This window comes from Marinobacter sp. (assembly GCF_048259445.1).
In the GTDB taxonomy this organism is placed as follows: domain Bacteria; phylum Pseudomonadota; class Gammaproteobacteria; order Pseudomonadales; family Oleiphilaceae; genus Marinobacter.
The window spans coordinates 1-19533 of the sequence record NZ_JBLXHQ010000034.1; the positions used below are offsets into that span (position 1 = coordinate 1).

The 19533-nt window shown below is 49.9% G+C and carries 21 protein-coding genes; 11 read left to right on the forward strand and 10 right to left on the reverse strand.

Translation table 11 applies throughout. The features are described from left to right. The 7 genes from ACN0RL_RS17975 to ACN0RL_RS18005 form a co-directional block, all read left to right on the forward strand. The coding region (locus tag ACN0RL_RS17975; protein WP_417519297.1) for a hypothetical protein at nucleotides 1-278 on the forward strand (278 nt) is incomplete at its 5' end. Between the two features lie 26 nt (nucleotides 279-304). After that, nucleotides 305-535, forward strand: a complete 231-nt coding sequence (locus tag ACN0RL_RS17980) for a hypothetical protein (RefSeq protein WP_417519299.1) — start codon at nucleotides 305-307, stop codon at nucleotides 533-535. 271 nt (nucleotides 536-806) lie between these two features. Next, entirely contained in the window at nucleotides 807-1031 is a 225-nt protein-coding gene (locus ACN0RL_RS17985) for a hypothetical protein (protein ID WP_417519301.1), read from the forward strand. A 379-nt stretch (nucleotides 1032-1410) separates the two neighbouring features. Beyond that, nucleotides 1411-1626: a hypothetical protein gene (locus ACN0RL_RS17990; RefSeq protein WP_417519303.1), complete on the forward strand. Its 216-nt coding sequence runs from the start codon at nucleotides 1411-1413 to the stop codon at nucleotides 1624-1626. 20 nt (nucleotides 1627-1646) lie between these two features. Then, nucleotides 1647-2252 (forward strand): hypothetical protein, encoded by a 606-nt coding sequence (locus tag ACN0RL_RS17995; protein ID WP_417519305.1) that lies wholly within the window; start codon nucleotides 1647-1649, stop codon nucleotides 2250-2252. Between the two features lie 61 nt (nucleotides 2253-2313). Continuing rightward, nucleotides 2314-2613, forward strand: coding sequence for a hypothetical protein (locus tag ACN0RL_RS18000; RefSeq protein WP_417519306.1), 300 nt, complete (start codon nucleotides 2314-2316; stop codon nucleotides 2611-2613). 23 nt (nucleotides 2614-2636) lie between these two features. After that, entirely contained in the window at nucleotides 2637-2882 is a 246-nt protein-coding gene (locus tag ACN0RL_RS18005; protein WP_417519308.1) for a hypothetical protein, read from the forward strand. Nucleotides 2883-2905: 23 nt separating this feature from the next. Here ACN0RL_RS18005 and ACN0RL_RS18010 read toward each other — a convergent pair whose 3' ends face one another. Genes ACN0RL_RS18010 through traJ form a run of 7 tightly spaced genes read right to left on the reverse strand, consistent with a single transcriptional unit; the run spans nucleotide 2906 to nucleotide 13960 of the window. Further along, nucleotides 2906-6424 (reverse strand): zincin-like metallopeptidase domain-containing protein, encoded by a 3519-nt coding sequence (locus tag ACN0RL_RS18010; protein WP_417519310.1) that lies wholly within the window; start codon nucleotides 6422-6424, stop codon nucleotides 2906-2908. A gap of 3 nt (nucleotides 6425-6427) precedes the next feature. Further along, the gene (locus tag ACN0RL_RS18015; protein ID WP_417519312.1) at nucleotides 6428-6799 is read right to left on the reverse strand and encodes a conjugal transfer protein TraD; all 372 of its coding nucleotides are present in this window, start codon (nucleotides 6797-6799) and stop codon (nucleotides 6428-6430) included. Nucleotides 6800-6804: 5 nt separating this feature from the next. Then, entirely contained in the window at nucleotides 6805-8865 is a 2061-nt protein-coding gene (locus ACN0RL_RS18020) for a DNA topoisomerase III (RefSeq protein WP_417519314.1), read from the reverse strand. 14 nt (nucleotides 8866-8879) lie between these two features. Then, on the reverse strand, nucleotides 8880-9413 hold the full coding sequence (gene traF, locus ACN0RL_RS18025) for a conjugative transfer signal peptidase TraF (protein ID WP_417519316.1): 534 nt from the start codon (nucleotides 9411-9413) through the stop codon (nucleotides 8880-8882). Next, nucleotides 9410-11314 (reverse strand): type IV secretory system conjugative DNA transfer family protein, encoded by a 1905-nt coding sequence (locus ACN0RL_RS18030; RefSeq protein ID WP_417519318.1) that lies wholly within the window; start codon nucleotides 11312-11314, stop codon nucleotides 9410-9412. The genes traF and ACN0RL_RS18030 overlap by 4 nt, the downstream gene beginning before the upstream one ends. Then, nucleotides 11311-13551, reverse strand: a complete 2241-nt coding sequence (gene traI / locus ACN0RL_RS18035; protein ID WP_417519320.1) for a TraI/MobA(P) family conjugative relaxase — start codon at nucleotides 13549-13551, stop codon at nucleotides 11311-11313. The genes ACN0RL_RS18030 and traI overlap by 4 nt, the downstream gene beginning before the upstream one ends. Nucleotides 13552-13585: 34 nt before the next feature. Beyond that, nucleotides 13586-13960, reverse strand: coding sequence for a conjugal transfer transcriptional regulator TraJ (gene traJ / locus ACN0RL_RS18040; RefSeq protein WP_417519322.1), 375 nt, complete (start codon nucleotides 13958-13960; stop codon nucleotides 13586-13588). Nucleotides 13961-14318: 358 nt separating this feature from the next. Between traJ and ACN0RL_RS18045 the strand changes: the two genes are divergently transcribed. From ACN0RL_RS18045 to ACN0RL_RS18055, 3 genes are read left to right on the forward strand one after another with little or no spacing between them, the layout of a single operon-like run. After that, nucleotides 14319-14717, forward strand: a complete 399-nt coding sequence (locus ACN0RL_RS18045; RefSeq protein WP_417519324.1) for a TraK family protein — start codon at nucleotides 14319-14321, stop codon at nucleotides 14715-14717. Then, on the forward strand, nucleotides 14717-15442 hold the full coding sequence (locus tag ACN0RL_RS18050; protein ID WP_417519326.1) for a conjugal transfer protein TraL: 726 nt from the start codon (nucleotides 14717-14719) through the stop codon (nucleotides 15440-15442). The genes ACN0RL_RS18045 and ACN0RL_RS18050 overlap by 1 nt, the downstream gene beginning before the upstream one ends. Next, nucleotides 15442-15879 (forward strand): conjugal transfer protein TraM, encoded by a 438-nt coding sequence (locus ACN0RL_RS18055; protein WP_417519328.1) that lies wholly within the window; start codon nucleotides 15442-15444, stop codon nucleotides 15877-15879. Before ACN0RL_RS18050 ends, ACN0RL_RS18055 begins: the two co-directional genes overlap by 1 nt. A gap of 54 nt (nucleotides 15880-15933) precedes the next feature. Here the strand turns inward: ACN0RL_RS18055 and ACN0RL_RS18060 are convergent, their stop codons facing one another. The 3 genes from ACN0RL_RS18060 to ACN0RL_RS18070 all read right to left on the reverse strand — a co-directional run bounded on the left by ACN0RL_RS18060 (nucleotide 15934) and on the right by ACN0RL_RS18070 (nucleotide 18682). Continuing rightward, a complete protein-coding gene (locus ACN0RL_RS18060; protein ID WP_417519392.1) occupies nucleotides 15934-17262 on the reverse strand; it encodes a phosphoribosyltransferase in 1329 nt (442 codons plus the stop codon). 23 nt (nucleotides 17263-17285) lie between these two features. Beyond that, nucleotides 17286-17630 (reverse strand): IncP plasmid survival protein KfrB, encoded by a 345-nt coding sequence (kfrB, locus tag ACN0RL_RS18065; protein ID WP_417519330.1) that lies wholly within the window; start codon nucleotides 17628-17630, stop codon nucleotides 17286-17288. A 107-nt stretch (nucleotides 17631-17737) separates the two neighbouring features. After that, nucleotides 17738-18682, reverse strand: a complete 945-nt coding sequence (locus tag ACN0RL_RS18070; RefSeq protein WP_417519332.1) for a DNA-binding protein — start codon at nucleotides 18680-18682, stop codon at nucleotides 17738-17740. A gap of 197 nt (nucleotides 18683-18879) precedes the next feature. On the opposite strand from ACN0RL_RS18070, the gene ACN0RL_RS18075 reads away from it, so the two are divergent. Then, the gene (locus ACN0RL_RS18075) at nucleotides 18880-19425 is read left to right on the forward strand and encodes a hypothetical protein (protein WP_417519334.1); all 546 of its coding nucleotides are present in this window, start codon (nucleotides 18880-18882) and stop codon (nucleotides 19423-19425) included. Nucleotides 19426-19533: the final 108 nt, after the last annotated feature.

The window sequence follows — 19533 nt, forward strand, 5'->3', positions numbered from 1 at the left end:
CCGCTTCGGCCAAAGCCTTGCGCTATTTGGGCAACCCTTCGTGGAAGGCTCAGCAGGAATACAGGCAAGGGTTATATGACGCAGGCATCCCTCTTACCGGGGATTACCCCTCTGGGGCTAATAGCTATCCAACACACCTTGAAAATGTTGATGAGTACCTTGGCCAAATCGTCGATTTCTATGAACTACACCACAGTAACGACGGTTATTCTTCTGGAGAGCGTGAAACTCTTTCATATAGGGGGAGCGAATACCTCGTAGACCCCAAGGGCCAGTGACAACATGGGAAACCGGGGATGACGAAATGAAACAAGGCATATGGGTAGACGCAAAAGTGTTTGCAGAGGCGATGGCGATTCCTGAAACCGGGGTCAGCCAGAGCGAGCTAATGCTGGGAAAGGACGAAAGTGGAAACGAGATTCCTTTTGTAGCTTTCTCAGCGGGCCATGGCCGAGTCAAGTACCCAGAGAATGTGACTGAGGTCTTCGTAGAGGACCAGGATCGAAATCGTGGTTATCTCAAAACACCTTTGTAAAGGCCGCTGAACAGGATTGGAATTCGGACAATGCGATATAAAGATGAACAGGCCCTTTTGCTATCCGTACTGCAAGCAAATCCCTACTTTGGCGATAATGTCGAACACCTAGAGCATATCGAGCCGGCAATAAAAAATGACGAGCAGATCTTCGAGGTCACGTACAGTGGACCTCTTGGGAGCGATACTGTCAAAGTGACCATGTTGGATGTTCTGTTGCATATCGCAAATCAATAGATGGGAAATCGGATACCCGAGAGGAAGGCAGAAAATGGCTAACTACACATCAGGAAGACATAAGTTTGCACGAGGCCCTGTCACCGATCAGGTGAAAAGGAAGCTGGTAACCATGATTAAGGCAGCGGAGGGTAAAGAAGATCTCTTGGCAGAGGACATCATCGAGGCGATTGCTGTTGCGCGAAATGATCGAGATGGCTTCCGTGCAGTTGATCGTTTACTCGCTGATTTGGCTAAAGAGTATGCCGCTGGGGCGTAAACCTGGGAAAACGCTTATGAAACAAAGCGCCCGAAAGAACTCTCTGATTTTTGTGCATTGGCTGGCCGGGTTGTGCGCGGTGGCAGGTGTAATTGCCAGTTTGCGAGGCCTTTATGGAATGTTCCAAGTGTGGACTGGGGAGATTACTTCTGTCCCAATCATCGGGAACTTGATGTATCCCAGCGATACGGACTCCGGAACCGGGTTGCTGATCTCGTTCTTTGAGGTGGGCTTCGGCGGATTGGCTTATCTCTTCATGTGGGTGACACCAGCGGGCATAGCCTTGGTGGTTCTGACTGCCATTGCAGACCGCCTAAAGAGGCCTCGGGCTGATCGGCTTGAGCCCATCCAGTAGACATCAGCAACATTGGAAATCGATATGCGTGACGGCAAAACACATGAACAGCGCACGATCGACACCTGCGCCAATAGGTACCAGGGTGCCATGGCGATATACAAGCCAGTATTCGATTACTGCGTATCCAAGGGCTGGTCGCATCGTCGATCATTTTTGATGACGCTGGGTGTGGGTGTGGTGGTATCCGGTGTTTTCGTCTGGGTTTGCTGGGCAGCGATCACAGTTGCTAAATCGTAGTGGGAATTCGGTGAGGCCTGATGCGGAAAAGACTCACTAACGTCATGCGAGAGTTTTGGGGGTGGTTCGGCACAGAACGTTTTACCCGTCAAGACTTGTGGCGTCGATTCGAAGGACAGTACCGCCATGCGGGTGGACAAGAGCCTTGGCCCAAGGACGATTTTCTGGGGTGGCTAAAGCTTTCGGAGCATAAGTGGATAATCCCCGCGCCAGGCCCAAGAGGTGGAGAGGGCTGGCGACTGAGTGATGACCTTGTTGAAGCGTTTCAAGCCGAGAGCAAGCGGAGCTTTGAACTTCGCGCCCAGGCCACAAATACCATCGAACACACACAGGTTAGGATAGGGACGCTTGAGCTTGCAAAAGATCCTTACAAACCGGCTGCCTGGAATATTGTTTGGTCATTTAAGCCACCGTTCCCGGTGCCTGGCTCTGATGTGGATGGAAAATCGCGCCACGATCCAAACTGGGCGTTCGTGTTCAGCGTAACAGCGGACGTTGAGCCTGCTAACCTGCAATCCCAGGTTGATGACGCAGCAAGTTATTTGAAACTTTTGCTTGAGAAGGAGCGATGCCGGGTAGTCGCCATTCTGGAAGAGATAGACACTTTGGCCGCTCAAATTAACTGATGGGAAATCCGGTCTCGGCAACAGAATATGTTCAGTATGCGATGACAAATGGAGAAAAGTAATGATTAAGCTGGAAACAACGATAATCGAACTGGCAGAGCAGTTTTGCGTTGAAGCGGAGGCTTTTGAAAACGACCGCAAGAACCCGCCGCCTTCCATCACAAAGCTGGCAGAGAGACGCGGCATGGATGTTGATGCATACATCAGGAAAAAGACAGCGTCAGTCGGGCAAAAGGCTTTCACGCTATGCCTTCTTGCTGAGGACAGTTCCGGCTTGACGGACGGCGCCCGATCTCAGTTGAAAGCCATCAACCAGCGGCTCATTGACCTATTTGCATCCGCTCGCGCTGACGCATTATAGGATTGGAAGCCGGGAGTAATTGTATGAGCGACTGCTTTTTGAAGAAGCGCCAAGTAGATGAACTATGGGTTGATGGGCCGCTGAATACCTTTGCCGCCCGCGTGGCTTTTCTGATTCCGATGATTCTGTTCGCAGTTGGTGTGATTGCTGGCACGTTCTTCGGCGTCAAATACACATTCAATGAATTGCTGATAGGCGTTGGTGTTCTCTTGTTTACAGCGAGCTGGTTGCCCTTCGCGTTTCAGAAGCCGAAGGGCAGTCATAGATGAGAAATGATTACTCCTATCAAATATCAAATCCGGGCAGATCGCTTTTGTTTGTGAACCTGTTGTTCCACCTGTTTCTGTTCGCGCTTTCGTTCCATTTCTAGACCGGCTTTACTTACGGCAGCCCTTATTTGGCGTTCAACTCCATCACGCCCTAAACGGCTGTTAGTTGCCAGGTCATTAAAGTCAGTGTGTTTCTTCATGTGACTAAGAGCCGCCATCTGATCATTGCTGAGCAAGGCCTTTTGCAGCTTTGCTTTATGCGTCTCTGGTGCAGTCTCTAGAGCTTTTGATGCTCGCAGATGATCCCGGTAACGCTGTGGGGTTATCGGAGATAAACCGTTGGGGTAGTCAGCCTCACCTGGTGCAAACACTGGAAATACGGCCTTTCCACCAACAGCCTTAGCTGCTTCCAGAGCTTTTGACTTGCCGGGGTTCGTCCCCTGTGTCAGCTCTTGATGACGATCATTATCACCAAAGATCACAACAGGCTTATCAGGGAACTTCTCATGTAGGGCTTTCGCTACATTTGGTAGATTCCCTGCATCGAAAGCAGCCACAGTGACGTGGCCCAGCACTTCGGCATTAGTCGCTGCAGTTGAATACCCCTCTTGTAGTACCAGAGCCGGTGCAGCTTCCAGCGCTTTCATATCACCACCCACAATGTGAAAACAACCCTCTTTCCGCGAATCTCTGGCGAACCGCTTTGTGCCATCTTCTTTGATGTACTGCATAGTCCATTGCTTTCCATGTTCATCATACGCGGGAACGTAGGTAGTTTTTCCTTCGGAATCGGTTAGAACGCCAGCCTGAGGTCGGATACCCTTATTTTGCATGTATGGTGTCTGCACAATGACGGGCAACAAACTGGCAGCCTGCCCACAAACACGTTTTGCGGTAGCCTCATGAGTTTTTTCCAACTCTACTGCCCTTGCAGCCAGCGTCTCAACTGCCAAGGCTTGAAGCTTGGCCTTCTCTGCTGGATCGAGGGTATACCCCTTAGACTTCCATTTCATATCAACGCCGGTACGGTTATTTAAAATGTAACCGGCAGGATGGCCGTCGAGGTGTCCGACATAGAAACCAGACCCCGATTTGTGATTGACTCCCTTTTTATCGCCCTCAGTACGAATCCGGTGCTTCTTCCCGTCCATAATTGGATGCTCGCCAGTGACCTCGCAGCCTAAAGACTTCATAGCTTCCGCAAATTCTTCGCGGGGCGACATGGCCGGGCCTTGTTGACTCTTGACGTTATCAGGCATCCAGCGACTTAGGCGCTCCATGTCTCCGTTCGGGCCAACATACCAAGACTTAGCATTTTTATCCCAGACCGCACCTGCAGCTTTCGCAGCACCACGCTCACCATAGGGCACAGCTAAATATTGTTTTCTTTGGTCTTCGCTCTGGGTTTGGTCTCGATCATGCGACCCTTGTATTGCCCCCGATGCCCATTTAGCGAAATGAGTAGGGTCAACCCCTTCAGGTACATACCAAGATTGCTCCAGACGATCCCAGCGAGCCCCAAGCTGTTTTGCTGAGTCTTTCTCTTTGTAGGGCACGTTAATGTAATGCCGGCTTTTTTCCTCAATGCTATCACTTTTTATTTCAGCAGCTCCCTGCTGCAGCTCTTCTGTTTCTGCCTTCATCTCAATTCCAGCCTCCTGACATTGCTGGAAGGTCTGGTGAAGCTGCTCTGCCTTTAACAGGAACACCTGCGCCAGTCCTTTGCGCTCTAAGTAGGGGTTGTCCACATCATTATGATCAAGCGGTATCCCAAAAACCGGGGAAAGACGCGCTAAAGCCGTATCTAAAAAGTTATCAGGATCGTGCCCGGTGACACTGCCTACAGTAGTAAATCCTAGATCCTGCAAAGCTTGCTCTAGGCTGTCACCGTGATATGCCTCGAAGTGATTGAACGTCACATCCGAGTCATTGAGCACTTCCCGAATGTCTACGGCCAACGCCTCAACAATGGCGACCTCCTGTTGATTCTGTTCCTGTATTTGGGTCTGCTCGAAGGCCAGCACATAGTCGTGAACCTTCTCCGAATTCGCTGACGCCCGGAAAACCTCTAAGGGGTCATCCTGCAATACCTTAATCCAGGAATCGACATAGGCGACGTGTTGATCTGGATCGTGACCAATGCCCAGTTCGTCACCCAAGATCATCGAGGCAATTTCAGCACACAGTTCCTCCTTGGCGTACCCTTCTGACCCGAACGGATGTGACAGGTCACGGTCGAGGCGTGAGGGGTGCCCTGTCCAGTGAGCCAACTCATGAAGAGTAGTTGCATAGTAACGGTCTGCTGACTCGAACTGACTACGCTCTGGCATCGTGATGCTATCGGTTGACGGTTGGTAGAAAGCCCGATTGCCGGAGACGTGTGTGATCTTGGCCCCAGAAGCGTTCAAAATATGTTCGGCCCGCTCCACGGCATTCCACTGCTGTTCTGTTTTTTGTTGAACCGGTGGCAAGCCGTCAATCTGTTCTGCATTGAACACTGTCGCGAAGAACACTCGCGGCCGTTCCAGCATGACGGTTTCCTTGACGGGTTTATCCTCTGCATCAAATACTGGCTTGCCGTGTTTGTCGACTTTTGTTTGCTCTTCGCTGAATTTCCAGTATTGAACGGGAGTCCCCTTCTCTCCCTTGCGCACTTGAGCATCTACGGCCAACGCCTGTTTGTAGGTCATCCAACGCGCATCACTACGCCCTTGAGCCATCAAGTAAATGGCATTGATACCCTTGTAACGCTTATTTGTTGTCGGATTCATCGGTAGGTGAGAGTTCGGCTCGCCTGGGTTCCATGGCCTTTGCCAGGGCGCAGTGCCCGCCTTGAGCTGTTCAATTAGCTTTTCAGCCACCACTTCATGAAAGGGTTTTTTAGCCCTCATTGTTGAGTCCCTTCTTTGTAGTTCGTTGATATTCGGAAAAGTCTGCTGTGTGCGGGTTCGGTCATGCAAGCCTTGCGCGACCATGCAAGCAATGTTGTTCAGGTCGGCGGCCTGCATAAGCCGAGTCCGATCAATGCAGGTTTCCAGAAATGATTGTTGGCCCCTTTCGACGGTCTTTTCGATGACGTGATGATCCGGGGCAACGCCCTCACTGTGCAGCGCAAAGACCTCTTCGGCGCGCACGTCTAATGAGCGGTCGCTATAAAGCTGGTCGATACTTTCCCATAGTGGTTTGATGCCTGGCTCGTTACGCGCAGCAATCAAACCATCTAACAAGCCCCGCTTTTCATTGGGCGCGAATGTGTTAGCTCCGTAGTGGCCAAGAACCTCATGGCGCAACGTCATCAGCAAATCGCGGGGATCACGCAAGTTTTCCAGTGGAATATCGATGCGCCCCCGGTAGACTCGACCATTATGAGTTGTTTCCTTGGAAACATACCCGCCCTTCATGCTCGCCGGAACTTTATCCGCGTGACGACCATACAGCTCTGCCGTGTTATGACGGAATCGATACGCAAGCTCCAACGCCCCCGGATAGTCGCGCACAAAGTGGCGCGTCAGGTTTTGGGCCTCAGACTTAGTCAGCGCCATACCTTAATCCTTGACGGCTCGGGCCCGCCGCGCAATAGCGTCGGCAACCGTTTCATCATCACGTAGCCCGTACAGCTCTCGCGCATTTGTAGTAGTAGGAACAGACGGCAAGTCATTGCTCGGGCCATCATCGTCCAAGAACGCGGGCTCAAAATCTGTGCTGAGATCGGCCAAGTCGTCGCCGCTCTCGGCGGCGTCATGCTCGGTCAATGCATCTTCGATGAAGGCTCCTGCCCGCTCGGCCTCTTCCGGGTCAAACTCGGCTTGATAGCCCGGCGTTTGTGCATCAACCAGCTTCTCGTGCAGGACTTCGGCTGCATTTGCCTGATCATCAAAAGAGCCTTGTTCCAGATTTACATTAGTTTCGATTGTCATGGCGATCATTCCTTCTCAGAATTGTTGCGTCCCTTGCTGTAGTTGGGACAACCTTTAACATCAGGGTAAGTCTGTTTGCAGGATGGGAAATTTGAACACCCCCACCAAAAGTGACCTTTTTTCTTTGGCAGAGGGCGACGGGAGAGGCCAGCGCCACAGGCCATACATTTATAAACAGTCGAGACAGGAGTCGCGGCCTTACCGCCTGCAATAGTCACTGCACCATCATTAGCTTTGGCTACCTGATCCCTGATAAAAGTCTCTTGTTTAGCGATGAAAGTGGCGAGATCCGTTTTGCCCGTTTCGACGCTTTTTAACATTCGCTCATAGAGGGATGTCAGCACAGGGCTTTTTACAACATCAGGCAGCGCGTCAATAATGCTACGTCCCAGAGTGGTGCTGGTGATTTGTTTACCTTTCGTCTCCAAATATTCGCGCCGTTTCAACTCTGAAAGAATTGAGGCCCGCGTTGCTTCGGTGCCAATGCCATCACCATCTCTCAGCATTTTCTTGTGCTGTGGGTCAGTAACAAAACGATGAATGTTGACCATTGCAGTGATCAACGTACCTTCGGTAAATCGCGCCGGAGGTTTGGTTTTGGCATCTCGTCTCACAGCTTGGTTACAAGTGATGCCATCACCTTCGCTCATCTTGGGCAGTGACTGGCTTTCGTCGTTCTGATCGCTGTCGTCCTCGTCCGCGTTATCCAGATACACATCGTGCCAGCCGTTTTTTGTGACTACCTTGCCTTTTGCGCTAAACGTCTCGCCTTCAACATCGACGGTAACGGTCGTACTCATAAACTCATGAATCGGGTAAAACTGTGCCAGATATGCCCGCACAACCAAATCATAGATATTGCGCTCCTTGTCATTAAGTTTGTTCAAATCGCCCTTGTGCATCGTCGGAATAATCCCGTGATGCGCTGACACCTTTTTATCGTTCCAGGTTCGAGATCGAATATTGGTATCTGCTCCGTCAACAATAGACGCCAGACTAGGGTTCACGGCTTTAACCACTGCCAACACGTCCGGGGCATCTGCAAACTGAGATTCCGGCAGGTAGGCACAATCGGTTCGCGGGTATGTGGTCAACTTGTGCGTCTCGTACAACGACTGACAGGTTTTAAGCACGTCTTCGGCGCTGTAGCCGAAGCGTTTGGACGCCAGAGCGGTCATATCGGAAAGACTGAACGTCAGCGGGTGATTTTGGTTCTTGGCGTCTTGTTTGTACTCGCTGATTGAGCCTGACTTGCCGATGAGTGATTCAACCAAAGCATTCGCAATGACAGTGTCAACAAGTCTGCCTTCGGCATCGAGGCCCGCTTGATCTTCCTTGGCCTTCCAGCTAGCCCAAAATGCTCCATTCGAGTGCTGAATTTCGGCGCGAATAGTGTGGAACGGAACAGCCTTGAATGACTCAATTTCGCGGTCTCTAGTGACAACCAGGGCCAAGGTAGGGGTTTGCACTCTCCCAACCGTTAACAATGCCCTAGAGCCGCCCCGCTGCGCTCTCAGTGTGTACGCTCGGGACAGGTTCATACCAATGAGCCAATCAGCTTTTCCGCGCCCTTCGGCAGCGTTTGCAAAGCCGTGGTACTCCTTGTTGTCCTTCATGTTCGCCAGCGCTCGTTTAACAGATACCGAGTCAATAGCGTTCGACCAATAACGGATCACCGGCTTTTTGTTGTTGAAGTGTTCTAGCAGTTCATCAACCAGTAACTGACCCTCGCGGTCGGGGTCGCCAGCGTTCACGATTTGCGACGCCGATTTAAGCAGCCCCCCGATAACTCGAACCTGTTTCTTGGCGTCATCCTTGGGCCTTAAAATCCATTCATCCGGGATAATTGGCAGTTCATCAACGCGCCAAATTTTGCGGCCCTTGTCATTCGTTGGCACATCATCAGCAGTGTATTCGTCAGGCCCGACCTGCTCCAGCATGTGGCCGAAACACCAGGTAACTTTGTCACCGCCGCATTCAATGTAACCGTCACCCTTTCCGGTAACTCCTAGCTCGGCGGCAATGGCTTTTGCAACCGAGGGTTTTTCTGCAATAAATAGTTTCATGGTGATTCCCTTCCCTACCAGATAATAACTGGACGAATGACGCTCTTAACTTGCGAGCGACTGACTGGCCCGAAGTAGCGGCCATCAAATGAGGTATCGCTTACATCAGACATAAGCAGCAGCTCAGAGCTGCCGAGTGTGTATTGATTGGATTGATAGCGCGGCAATTTTCGGCCATCGAGGTCGGCCTGAATGGGCTTGCTGTGCGGTAACAGCTCACCATTAACAGAAACACCGCTATCCGTTATCGTTACTACATCGCCTTTAGCGGCTAAAATTCGCTTCATCATGTAACCGTAATCACCTGGACAAAATCCTCCAGATATATAATTCCGCTCTTTAGCGGTTACGAAAGCGCTGACATCAGGCGGACAGAAAAAAACATAAGCGCCTTTCTCAAGTTTCGCGTCAGTTGTCCAGTAAAGGCCGACCGGGATGCTCCTTGTTGTGTTAACTCGCGCCCCCGCTGCGTAGCTAATTGCTGCAAGGGACAAGATAGAAATACCAACAATAGCTACCCCAACATAAAAACGACTTAGGGTGTTCATATCGTGACCCCTTTTTCTTCTGGTGCCGGATGCCGTAGCTTGTCGCTAGTTTTCGGAGCATCAATGCTTGCGCGAGCCTGAAAAATAGGATCTTTAAAATACAGTGGTTGTTTGCCATAAATTGCGGGATAACCAGCTACGTAAATCACCATGTCACCGGCTTTTTCAATGTCGCCTGCAGCATTTTTGGTTGGGCCAGGCATACGCAAACATTCATCGGGAGTGAGCAACGGACGCTGTACTTCTTGTATTGTTCGAGACACTTGGCCGAGCATGGCCGCTGTTCGACGACCGCTGGTTGTGATCTGTTCTTTAACGACAGTGGTTTGACCGGTTAAGCGTGAAAGGTGTTCTGCTGTTTCAATGCGATTAGGCGGATATGCATTCTGAACATGACAATTTGAGGTGATTGTTTCATCTGGGCCATAACCAGTTTCACGACTTTTAAGCTGGTTTAAATCTTGACAGATCAAATAGCACTTGATGCCATACCCCGCCACAAATGCCAACGATTCTTGTAAGATTTCTAATTTCCCAAGACTCGGGAACTCATCGAGCATTGCAAGCAGTCGATGCTTGTAACGAGCAACAGGTCTTCCCTTCTCAAACGACATTTCATCTGCCAATAGACGGATAATCATATTGGTCAATACGCGAACCAAAGGGCGCAATCGGGACTTGTCGTTAGGTTGTGTGACAATGTAAAGACTGACAGGGTCATCGTGGGTCATCAGATCTTTAATACAAAATTCAGATTTACTCACGTTGCGAGCAACTACCGGATCACGGTACAAAGCCAAATATGACTTAGCCGTTGAGAGTACCGAGCCTCCCTCTTCCTCTGGGCGATCCATCATGTCCCTTGCGGCAGAACCTACCGCTGGATGATTCTGGCCGTCCACATGACCATACGTTGCCATTTCCATCCAAAGCTCACTTGTATCGCGCTCTGGGTCGGCCAACATTGCATCAACAACAGGCAGGCTAGCCGGGACACCTTCATTTCTGGCTTTATAGAGCGCATGAAGAATGACACCAACTAACAGAGCATAAGATGTTTTCTGCCAGTGCGACTCCATCCCCTTGCCATCGGGATCAACAATGAGCGTTGCCAGATTCTGCACATCACCAACTTCGTATTCCGTACCAATCCTAATTTCATCCATAGGATTCCAGCACACACCGCCGTTACTCGAAGCGGGTTCAAAACGCAGCACCTTATTCTTAGCGTGTTTCTGCCGCCACCCCGAAGTTAGCGCCCATAATTCACCTTTTAAATCGGTTATAACGCAACTTTGGGGCCACGAAAGTAAGGTAGGTACAACTAGACCAACACCCTTTCCCGAACGAGTTGGAGCGTAAGTAAGAACGTGTTCAGGGCCATTGTGACGCAGATAAAAAAAGTTGCCGTTATCATCTTCCCAGCCGCCGACATAAACCCCCGTCGACGTAGGTTTCTCTTTAGATCGTACTACATCTAAACCGCTACGCCGTCGAGGCAACAAACCCGCAGCTTGAATGTCGTTTTTACTCGCCCAGCGGGCAGAGCCGTGAAGATAGTCGTTACTTTTAGAGCTATTCGAAGCAATCACCTTTGCTATCGCGACACAAAGGAGCCCCCCAGCCGCAACTACTAAGCCGATACTTCCGGCGCTCATGATTTCATCAGGATAAGTGCCGTACCAGTTATTAGCCCACCCCAGAATCGACCAAGGAGCGTAAATAGGGCCAACACTGCCTCCCAAACTATCTTGATAATTGAAGGTGTATGCAAAGAACTGGGTTGCAGCTTGCAAGCCGCCAATCAAAGAGCCAGCGCCCAAAACAGGCAAAAACCTGTTTGTTCTCGGCTTTTTGTTGCGTACTTGCGGCCCAACAGCGTTGTTTCTCTTGGATTTCATCTGCTCCTTCCTTTTGAGCTTTTAAGAGATCCTTGTGTAACTGTTACAGCATTTCCAACTCGTACACGCTTCATGCGTTGTGCCGTAGCTGCGTCAATTGGCAACACAAGAATTTCATCATTACAATTTAACAAGGCTAATGATTGGCCTTGAACATTCCGGGTGCCTGCATAAGTTATCGCACCACCCTGATTAGTATACCTCGTATGCTTCGGTATATCGAAACCCAATAGACGTTTTGATTCCCGCTCCGCAATATATTTATCCGCCGCACGAAACTGATCGGTGGTTAATTCTCTTGGCCCAGAAACTCCCCATCGCAGTTGGTTATCTGATTGGGTTCTTTGGTACTCCAGCTCACCAGAAACATCACCCGGCAATAACACTTCAGCTCGTCGGGTGAAGCGAACCACACTGAGTGAGGACAACGCTCGCAAACGGTTTTTTGCGAAGGACGGCGGCTCTCCTCCAATTCCCGTAACGTTGGGCTTGTTGCTGATATAGCGCCCTCCATTTCCGGCGTCATTTCGACGGCCTGTTGACTGCTCACGTCCTCGATGCTCGTATCCAATACGGCTATCGTCTCGTTCTCTACCGGCGCTGTCGGCAGCTCCCCGTCCATTGCGGCTAATGCTGCGTCGATCAGTTCGTCCTCGTTCATTTCCTCTTCCGGCATGTTCGTTTCGTCGGTCATGACTATGCTCCCGTTGCAATAGCTGCTGTCTGCGGCGTTCCAAGCCCGCATCAGCAAAGGTGATAGATAGATTTCTGGTAACTGCTGCCTGTATTACCTGAGCTTTAAATTGAGGTGAACCGCTAACTGTGATCTGGCTACCGTATCGCTCCATTGCCATGCGCAAAGCTTCCGCAACTGTGTCACCAGTCGCAGCTTTAGAAACCTGTAATTTGTCGCCATCGTCCCGAACGGCGTTCTTGCCTACGCGAAAAATGATGGTGCCTTTTTTCGTGATGTTGTCGGTAACTGGGGCATATACAGGCCTTACCTCCCCACTCCCTTTGATAGTGTCACCTTGGAGACCTTTGGATTGCTCCCGTGACCGTAACGCCTCCAGAGCCTTTTTATCACCATCCAACGCCTGCCTTTTGAGCCAGTCAGCCCAAGCCCGTCGCTTGTATTGGTCGTGCAGTTCTTGTCGCTCTCGCTTGTACTTTTTATTAATCGACTGGATATCATCTTTCAGCGCTTTATGAGCTTGCGCATAAAGCAATCGTTTAGATAAACCGCTGTCGGCCATTAATTTGATAGCAGAGCGCCGTAAACGATTACTTCGTTTTGCGGCATCTATGAGGCGGGCTTTTCTTCCTATGGCGCTATCCCATTCAATCTTTCGCGCCATTGTTAGTTCTTTTTGTTCTTCCTGATACTTGGCGTACAACTCAGTTGTATTGATCTTGAAGTGAGTGGGGCGCTTGTTATATCGACGCTTTGCTTTCCTCTGGGTCAGCCCCTCTGCTTCTTCAAAAGCGCCAACTCGGGCCTCCAATTGACGCTTAGACAGATCGCGGGCAACGGTGCTGGCCTTAACCTGCGTCCCGTCTTCAGATTCAATGACAAAACCATTAGCCCTCTGGCGAATTTCCAGCCCGTTATCGCTCATGACCTGATGCAGCTTTGCCCAGGTCTCGGCTGCCCGCATTTCCTCCAAGCACTCCCGTTTAATCCAACTCACCAAACTTTCTATGCCTGCGTGTCGCTCCATGTCAGAGGCGCGACCTTGAGATACGCTTTTGCGCCCCTGATGATTGTCCTTCTGTAACCCATATTCATCTTCAAGCGAATCACATAGCCCGCCCAATGTTCTATACGCCTGATAAGGCTCGTGCATTGTGTTTCTGGTTGGATGAATCTTGTTGATTGCGATATGAATATGAACGTTATCGGTATCGTGGTGTACAGCACTAACCCGCTGATGGTCTGCATATCCAAGCCCGGCACAAATACGCTCTTCTATCGCTTTCAAAGTGTCAGGTTCTGGCTTTTCCCCAGCCGGAAAGCTGACTATTAGATGGTATGTTTTATCACCTTGAGCGCGTGTATTAGCCTGCTGCGTGGCAAGAACTTCACCAATTACGGCCTGCATGGTGTCAGCTTCACAATTAGTCGCATTCACCAGACCAAGGCGCTCGGTTTTGCTTTGGTCGTCAGTGATGTACTTAACCAAACCAGAAAAATCAGAATTCTTGAGGGAGCGCATGGGAACGTGCTTTGCAATCAAAACCCACCTCGCGCTGCTTTAGCCGCTAAAAAAATCACTGCTCCGACCTCGGCATAACAACCTTAGTCATAACCTTACCCATCTCTTCCTGAGTCGCCTCAATCCTGCGAAGAACAGCAAGGATTGTTGATCGACCGAATTGCGCCGTCCGAATATCATCGGTTAACCATAATTTTAATAGGCCACCTAACCTGCCAAGGTCACCGTTAATTCGCGCCAATTCTCGAACTTGCTCAAAATCGACCACGCCCTTAATTTGATAGCCCTGCCCGACCTCTCGCAAATAACGCGCAGCACTCATACCTGCACGTTCGGCCTGCAACTCAATGCTCCGCTTTTCTTCGGGCAAGCAATACACCTTAATTGGTGGGCTACTCTTTCTCGTCACCTTGTTTTCTGAATCATCCATCTCGCACCTCATTAACCGGCGGCAGCCGGTAGCCTCGCAGAGCAGGATTTCCCGTTGAGCGCCTTCGGCGCGAATAAGGGGGAGTGAAGTAGGAACATCGGCTTGCCGGTGGGCCTACTTCACCTATCCTGCCCGCCTTACGGCATTGTTTACGCCAAGGAAAGCTTACACCGATAAACTTGAATTTACATGTTTTTCGTTGAAAAAGCGGGGATATATCGTAAAATAGGAAAAATAGAGGCATAAACAGGGAAAGCCAGCCAAAATACTTAATATAAACATGATTAATGCAAGGGAATGAACGAGAAAAAGCAAAGAAAAAAAGGAAAAAATAGGATTAATGTGAGCAGGCTTACCAATGGGAAAGTTAACCACCGGCGAACTGAGCAAATGGGTTCAAAAAAAACAAGGAAAAAAGCGGAAATCCTCTGCAATCGTTGAGTTCATTGCAGTCAAAACCTTTGTAGCGGAGGCAATTGAAGCGGGGTATTCGATAAAAGACATTTGGGGATACCTAAAAGAAGGGGGGCAAATACGCTCTACCTATGAAACGTTCCGCAACCATGTCAACCGGCACCTAGCGGCAAATTTAGCCGCTAAAAAACAGAAACCAGCAAAAGATGAAAAACAAGAAGACAAACTTGAAAGGTCAGTCGGGCCTAATGAGACCGAATTGGATAACCCTGAAAAATCAAAACCTATAGGAATAGCTAGTTTCAACTACAACCCGAAAATAGACGACAAGGATTTATTCTGATGAACAAAGTTCATATGGTACTTCAAGGGAAAGGTGGGGTTGGTAAGTCAATGATTGCCGCCACCATTGCTCAGTTCAAAGCAAGCAAAGGTAACTCCCCAATATGCATTGATACTGACCCGGTTAACGCAACGTTCGAAGGGTATAAAGCGCTTGATGTTCGACGGTTGAACATTATGGACGGCGACGAAATAAACACCCGAAATTTCGACTCTCTGGTTGAACAAATAGCGGAAGCTGAAAGCGACATTGTCATTGATAACGGCGCAAGCTCTTTCGTTCCGCTTTCAAGCTACCTGATTGGCAATCAGGTGCCTGCCATGATTAAGGATATGGGCCATGAGCTAGTTGTCCACACCGTTGTAACCGGAGGTCAGGCGCTGAAAGACACGGTTACAGGGTTCACTCAACTTGCCGATCAGTTCCCATCAGAATGCTCTTTTGTCGTGTGGCTCAATCCGTTTTGGGGAACAATCGAACATGAAGGCAAAGGCTTCGAGCAAATGAAAGCTTATACGTCATACAAAGAGCGGGTATCTGCGATCATTCACGTTCCAAGTCTGAAAGAGGAAACCTACGGACGCGACTTTTCAGAAATGCTACAAGAACGGAAAACGTTTGATGAAGCTCTGGCCGATCAAACCAAATCAATAATGACGAGACAACGCCTAAAGATTGTTCGAAGTCAGCTATTCGAACAACTTGAAGCTGCGGCTGTGCTGTAATGACCGATAAGATTGAGGAAACAATTAAAGAGATTGCGGCAAAACACGGTATAGCTGTGGGCCGTGACGACCCTATATTAATCCTGCAAACAATCAATGACCGGTTAATGCAGGAAAGCACTGCTGCCCAGCAAGCCAATCTGGATGCTTTCAAAAGCGAACTAGAAGAAATTGCGCATCGGTGGGGAGATGACGCAAAAAACAAGGCCGAAAGAACGCTGAACGCCGCACTGGCGGCCAGCAAAGAGGCAATGATGGCCGCCGTCAAAGAAAACGCCAAAGCAACGGCAGCAGCGGCCAGACAGCAAGTGGAAGAGGCGATTGCTCAGGAACTCAAGCCCTCAATCCGGGAAGCTCGCCGGGTGTCTTACATGAACCTGGTTGCGGCTGTAATGGTCGTTTTCGCGGCGGGCCTTGCGTTATGGGCGTCATGGTAGTGGTCGGAGTGATGCGGCAAGACAAAAAAGCCCGGCATAGTCGGGCTTTGCTGTTTACTGAGGCGAACGATTTAATCCAAGGGATAGCCCTCTGCTTTTCTCTTGGGTTTGCTCTCGATCCTGTTCCCGCTTCTTCATTAGCGTCTGGTGCTGCCGCTCCGCCTGCTTCATCGAATCCCAATCCGCAGCAAGGTTCGGATTTTCTGCCCGCATCTTTCTAGTTGCCAGCTCTTCAACTCGCGGCGAATGTAACCCCATTCCGTCCTTGATTTCCCGAACCGTCTCCAAGCGAGCGTGAAGCACCTGAAGCCTACCTTGTTGTTGCGTCTGTGAAGACTGCCAGACTTTGCGGGTTCCGGGCATAGACAGAAAACTAGGGCGATTTGACTGCGTTTGCTGCAATCGGGCTTGCTGTCGGTTAATCAGGTTTTCTAGGCGATCCTCAATGCTTTCCACCTGATCATGCTTGGCTTGAACATACATGGCTAGGGTTTCTTGATAACCCTGCTCAATGGGTGCCCCTTCAATCATGGCCTGTTGCTCGACCTCCAAACCCTCTGTCGCCGAAACAAGGCTTTCCCCGGTTAGACCTGAACGCCCTGCGCTTTTTGAGCGCGACGGCGCTTCAATTCGATTCGCGCCCAATCGCTCGATTCCTTCATATCGCGCCGCAGTGATTCTTTCTCGGATTGCGTCAACGCTCTTGGCTGATTTGAGGTGTCCAGCTTCACCTTGTGTGAGTTTGTCGGTTCCATAACCAAACGTCTCCTGCCAAAATTGATTCATACTCGAACCATGCTTTTTCTCAATGGCTGCCAGCATGGAAGGCTTAACCTGCAAGTTAAGCGCCCCTTCATGCGCCGTCATCACAGAAGCGGCAAGCACCTTACCGCCCCGATTCTCCACATAGCCTCGTAAAGAGGCGACTGTTCCACCCATTGTCAAAGTGTCGTCCACAATCAGGTACTTTTGATCCGACTTAACGTCACCCTCAAACGTAGGATTGAACGCCAGACGATGGTCAGCGCCGGTATCAGTTCGACCCACTTTGTCACTCTGGATAATGCCTAGCTCAACGTCCAGTCCCAACCGCTCCCCAAGCACCTCGGCCATTGCTAACGGTATTTTATTGTTGCCCCCCGCCTCAATTGCCAAAACTGGCAGTATTAAGGGCCGAACATCTCCAATTTGTTTTTCTATTTTCCTAACCGTCTCGTCAGTCAGTATTCTATCTACTAGAGCAATGGCGGCGGGCATGTCTCCGGTTTTAGCTGCCAAATACTCGGGTTCTCTCTTTAGAGTCCCTAAATCATCATTTCTGATCACTTTTGGAAAGCTGCCCCAATGTGCCCGCTCCCCCATTCCTAATATACTCAAAAGCACCTCCATCGCTTTAGCCGCTAAAACTATCGGGTGCGCCCTTTGCTGAGCTTTATAGCTTGGGTCACTACAGCTTTACCCTGTGCGTTGTACTTAATGCTTTTCGCACTCCCGATATCAGGCACTATATCGAAATCGGACTTCGAGTGCATGACAAAATTCTTGTCAACTTTCTGATATATTTTATTGTCTCCCGCATGAACAATCGGGCCATTATGACTTTTCGACTTGTCTGCATCCTTGGCCATATAGAGGTTGTATATACCAGGGGTCAGCGCCCCAGCTTTATCAACTTTTAGGTTGGCCCAAGCACCCTTTTGGTCAGCCTGAACAATTCTTTGGCCATTCATGACCAAGAGGCGTAGTTTCATTTTCGGTGCTCCTTTTTTCTAATTTTTTTGGCTGTAAAGGGAGGTGACCGACACGCTACAATCGCCTGTGCAGGTCAGCCACTTTCTCTCTGGCCGGGGCAGTTGGTTTATTTCTTGGTATTGCCTTTCTTCTCATCTGACGTCGAAGTCTTTGCTATCAAGGCATCTAAATCCTTCTGAAGACTGGCAGCCTGCATCTCAGCCTGAACTGCTCTGCGCTCAGCTTCTTTCTCTGCTTTTCTGGATTCGTCCCGTTCGTCCTTCCGTTCTTCAGATCTCCTAAGAGTAGCTGCTTCACGCTCTGTAATCGCAGACAACTGGGCTTTTAGCTCAGACCGAGTGTCAGCCAGATTATCATTTGTCCGTTTCAGACCCTCAATGTCCTCCTGCTGTTTTTTGACCGTTTCCTGAAGGGAAACCCGCTGCACCCGGAGATCTTCTTTATCCGCTTCCAGCGCCTTATTTCGGACATTTAGGCTTTTCAGCTCATTCTCAGCCGCTTCACGCTTGCCCTTTTCCTGCTCCAGCCTCTCCGCCGTGACGGCAAAATCTTTCTCCAGATGTACCACTTGCTGGCGAAGTTTCTCCACGTTCGTGTTTGCAGCTTGAAGCTCAACGGTGACTGAGTTCAGCCGACTCTCTCTATCAGCCAACTGATCTTCTAGGTCATCTACCGTGGCCGCTGCATCAATCAGCTCAGCTTCAGCACTCTCTTGCTGTTCCTTCGCCGACTTCATTACATCAGCTACACGCCTTTCTGCCGTCCTCACTGCTCTGTTATTAAGATTGAGAGCTAAAGACCGGACTTGCTCCAGAAAAGCGCTCGTCATTTCATTCAACGCTCCCTCAACCTCAACCGGGAGATCCTGAACCGGCTCACTTTCAACAACCTCCTGAGCCTGACGGTAATCCTCCCAGACCCGGACGAGGCGAGAAGGATTGCCTCCCCCAACTTCTTTTCTTAAAGCAAAGCCGGTTACGCGACGACCTTCGCTTAGTAATTGCTTGGCGGCCTCAATGATCTGTTCGTCTTCAAACTCGGCTGGGCGCATGGGAAAACCTCATTACTAGTGGATTGTGGTAACAGTATAATAGAAAAATAACAAATAAACAAACAAACAAAGTAATTAACAAACAAAAGAATTTAGAGTATTCGGAGTGTGCTATGGGCAGGAGATTGAGGCAGGGTGTTTATAGCCCTGTTTCAATCCTATAATCCGGATACCCTATTAATCGAAGTGAGGAAGCGATGGCATCCACTGAAGTTACTGAACACTACGACCTGCACCAGAAGGAAGGTGACCACATTGGGCGAGCCAAAATCTGTTTTAAAACTACAAGGGTGCCTGAATGCAACTACTGGAGTTTTGATGGAAAGGTGGTGGTGTACGGCCCTACTGGCAACGCACTTGGGTGGATCAAGGGCGAAGTGAGAGCAGGAAAAGTGTGCTTCGTGGATGATTTGATTCTTCCGTTCCATCTGGAAGGGATGGGGGTAGCAACTTGGCTTTTGGATCGCTTGCGCGATCTGATTCCGGAAGAAGTCGGACTGACACCCTGGCTAAAGGGCACTCTTACCCCTATAGATTCAAAGACGGCGGATCGTGGCTACGGCAAACGCAGAAATGATTTTTGGAAAAAGCACTTAGTTCTAGGCTCGACCCCCGGCGCGTATTACACGCCGGATTCGGATGGACATGATGGATCGTTTCTCGCCCCTTGGCGCCAATATGTCTTTGACCCCGAGAAAGCTGGCTTTACTTATCAGAAAATTTCACTCGGTGTTCCGGGGTAAGACTTCGCTATACTACCATTGGCTGGTTATTGTGGGATCGTAATAAAGTTGGTAACTTTCAGGCTGAAAATCACGCTCACAGAATGAACTAAGGTGCGGTGGTGGTCG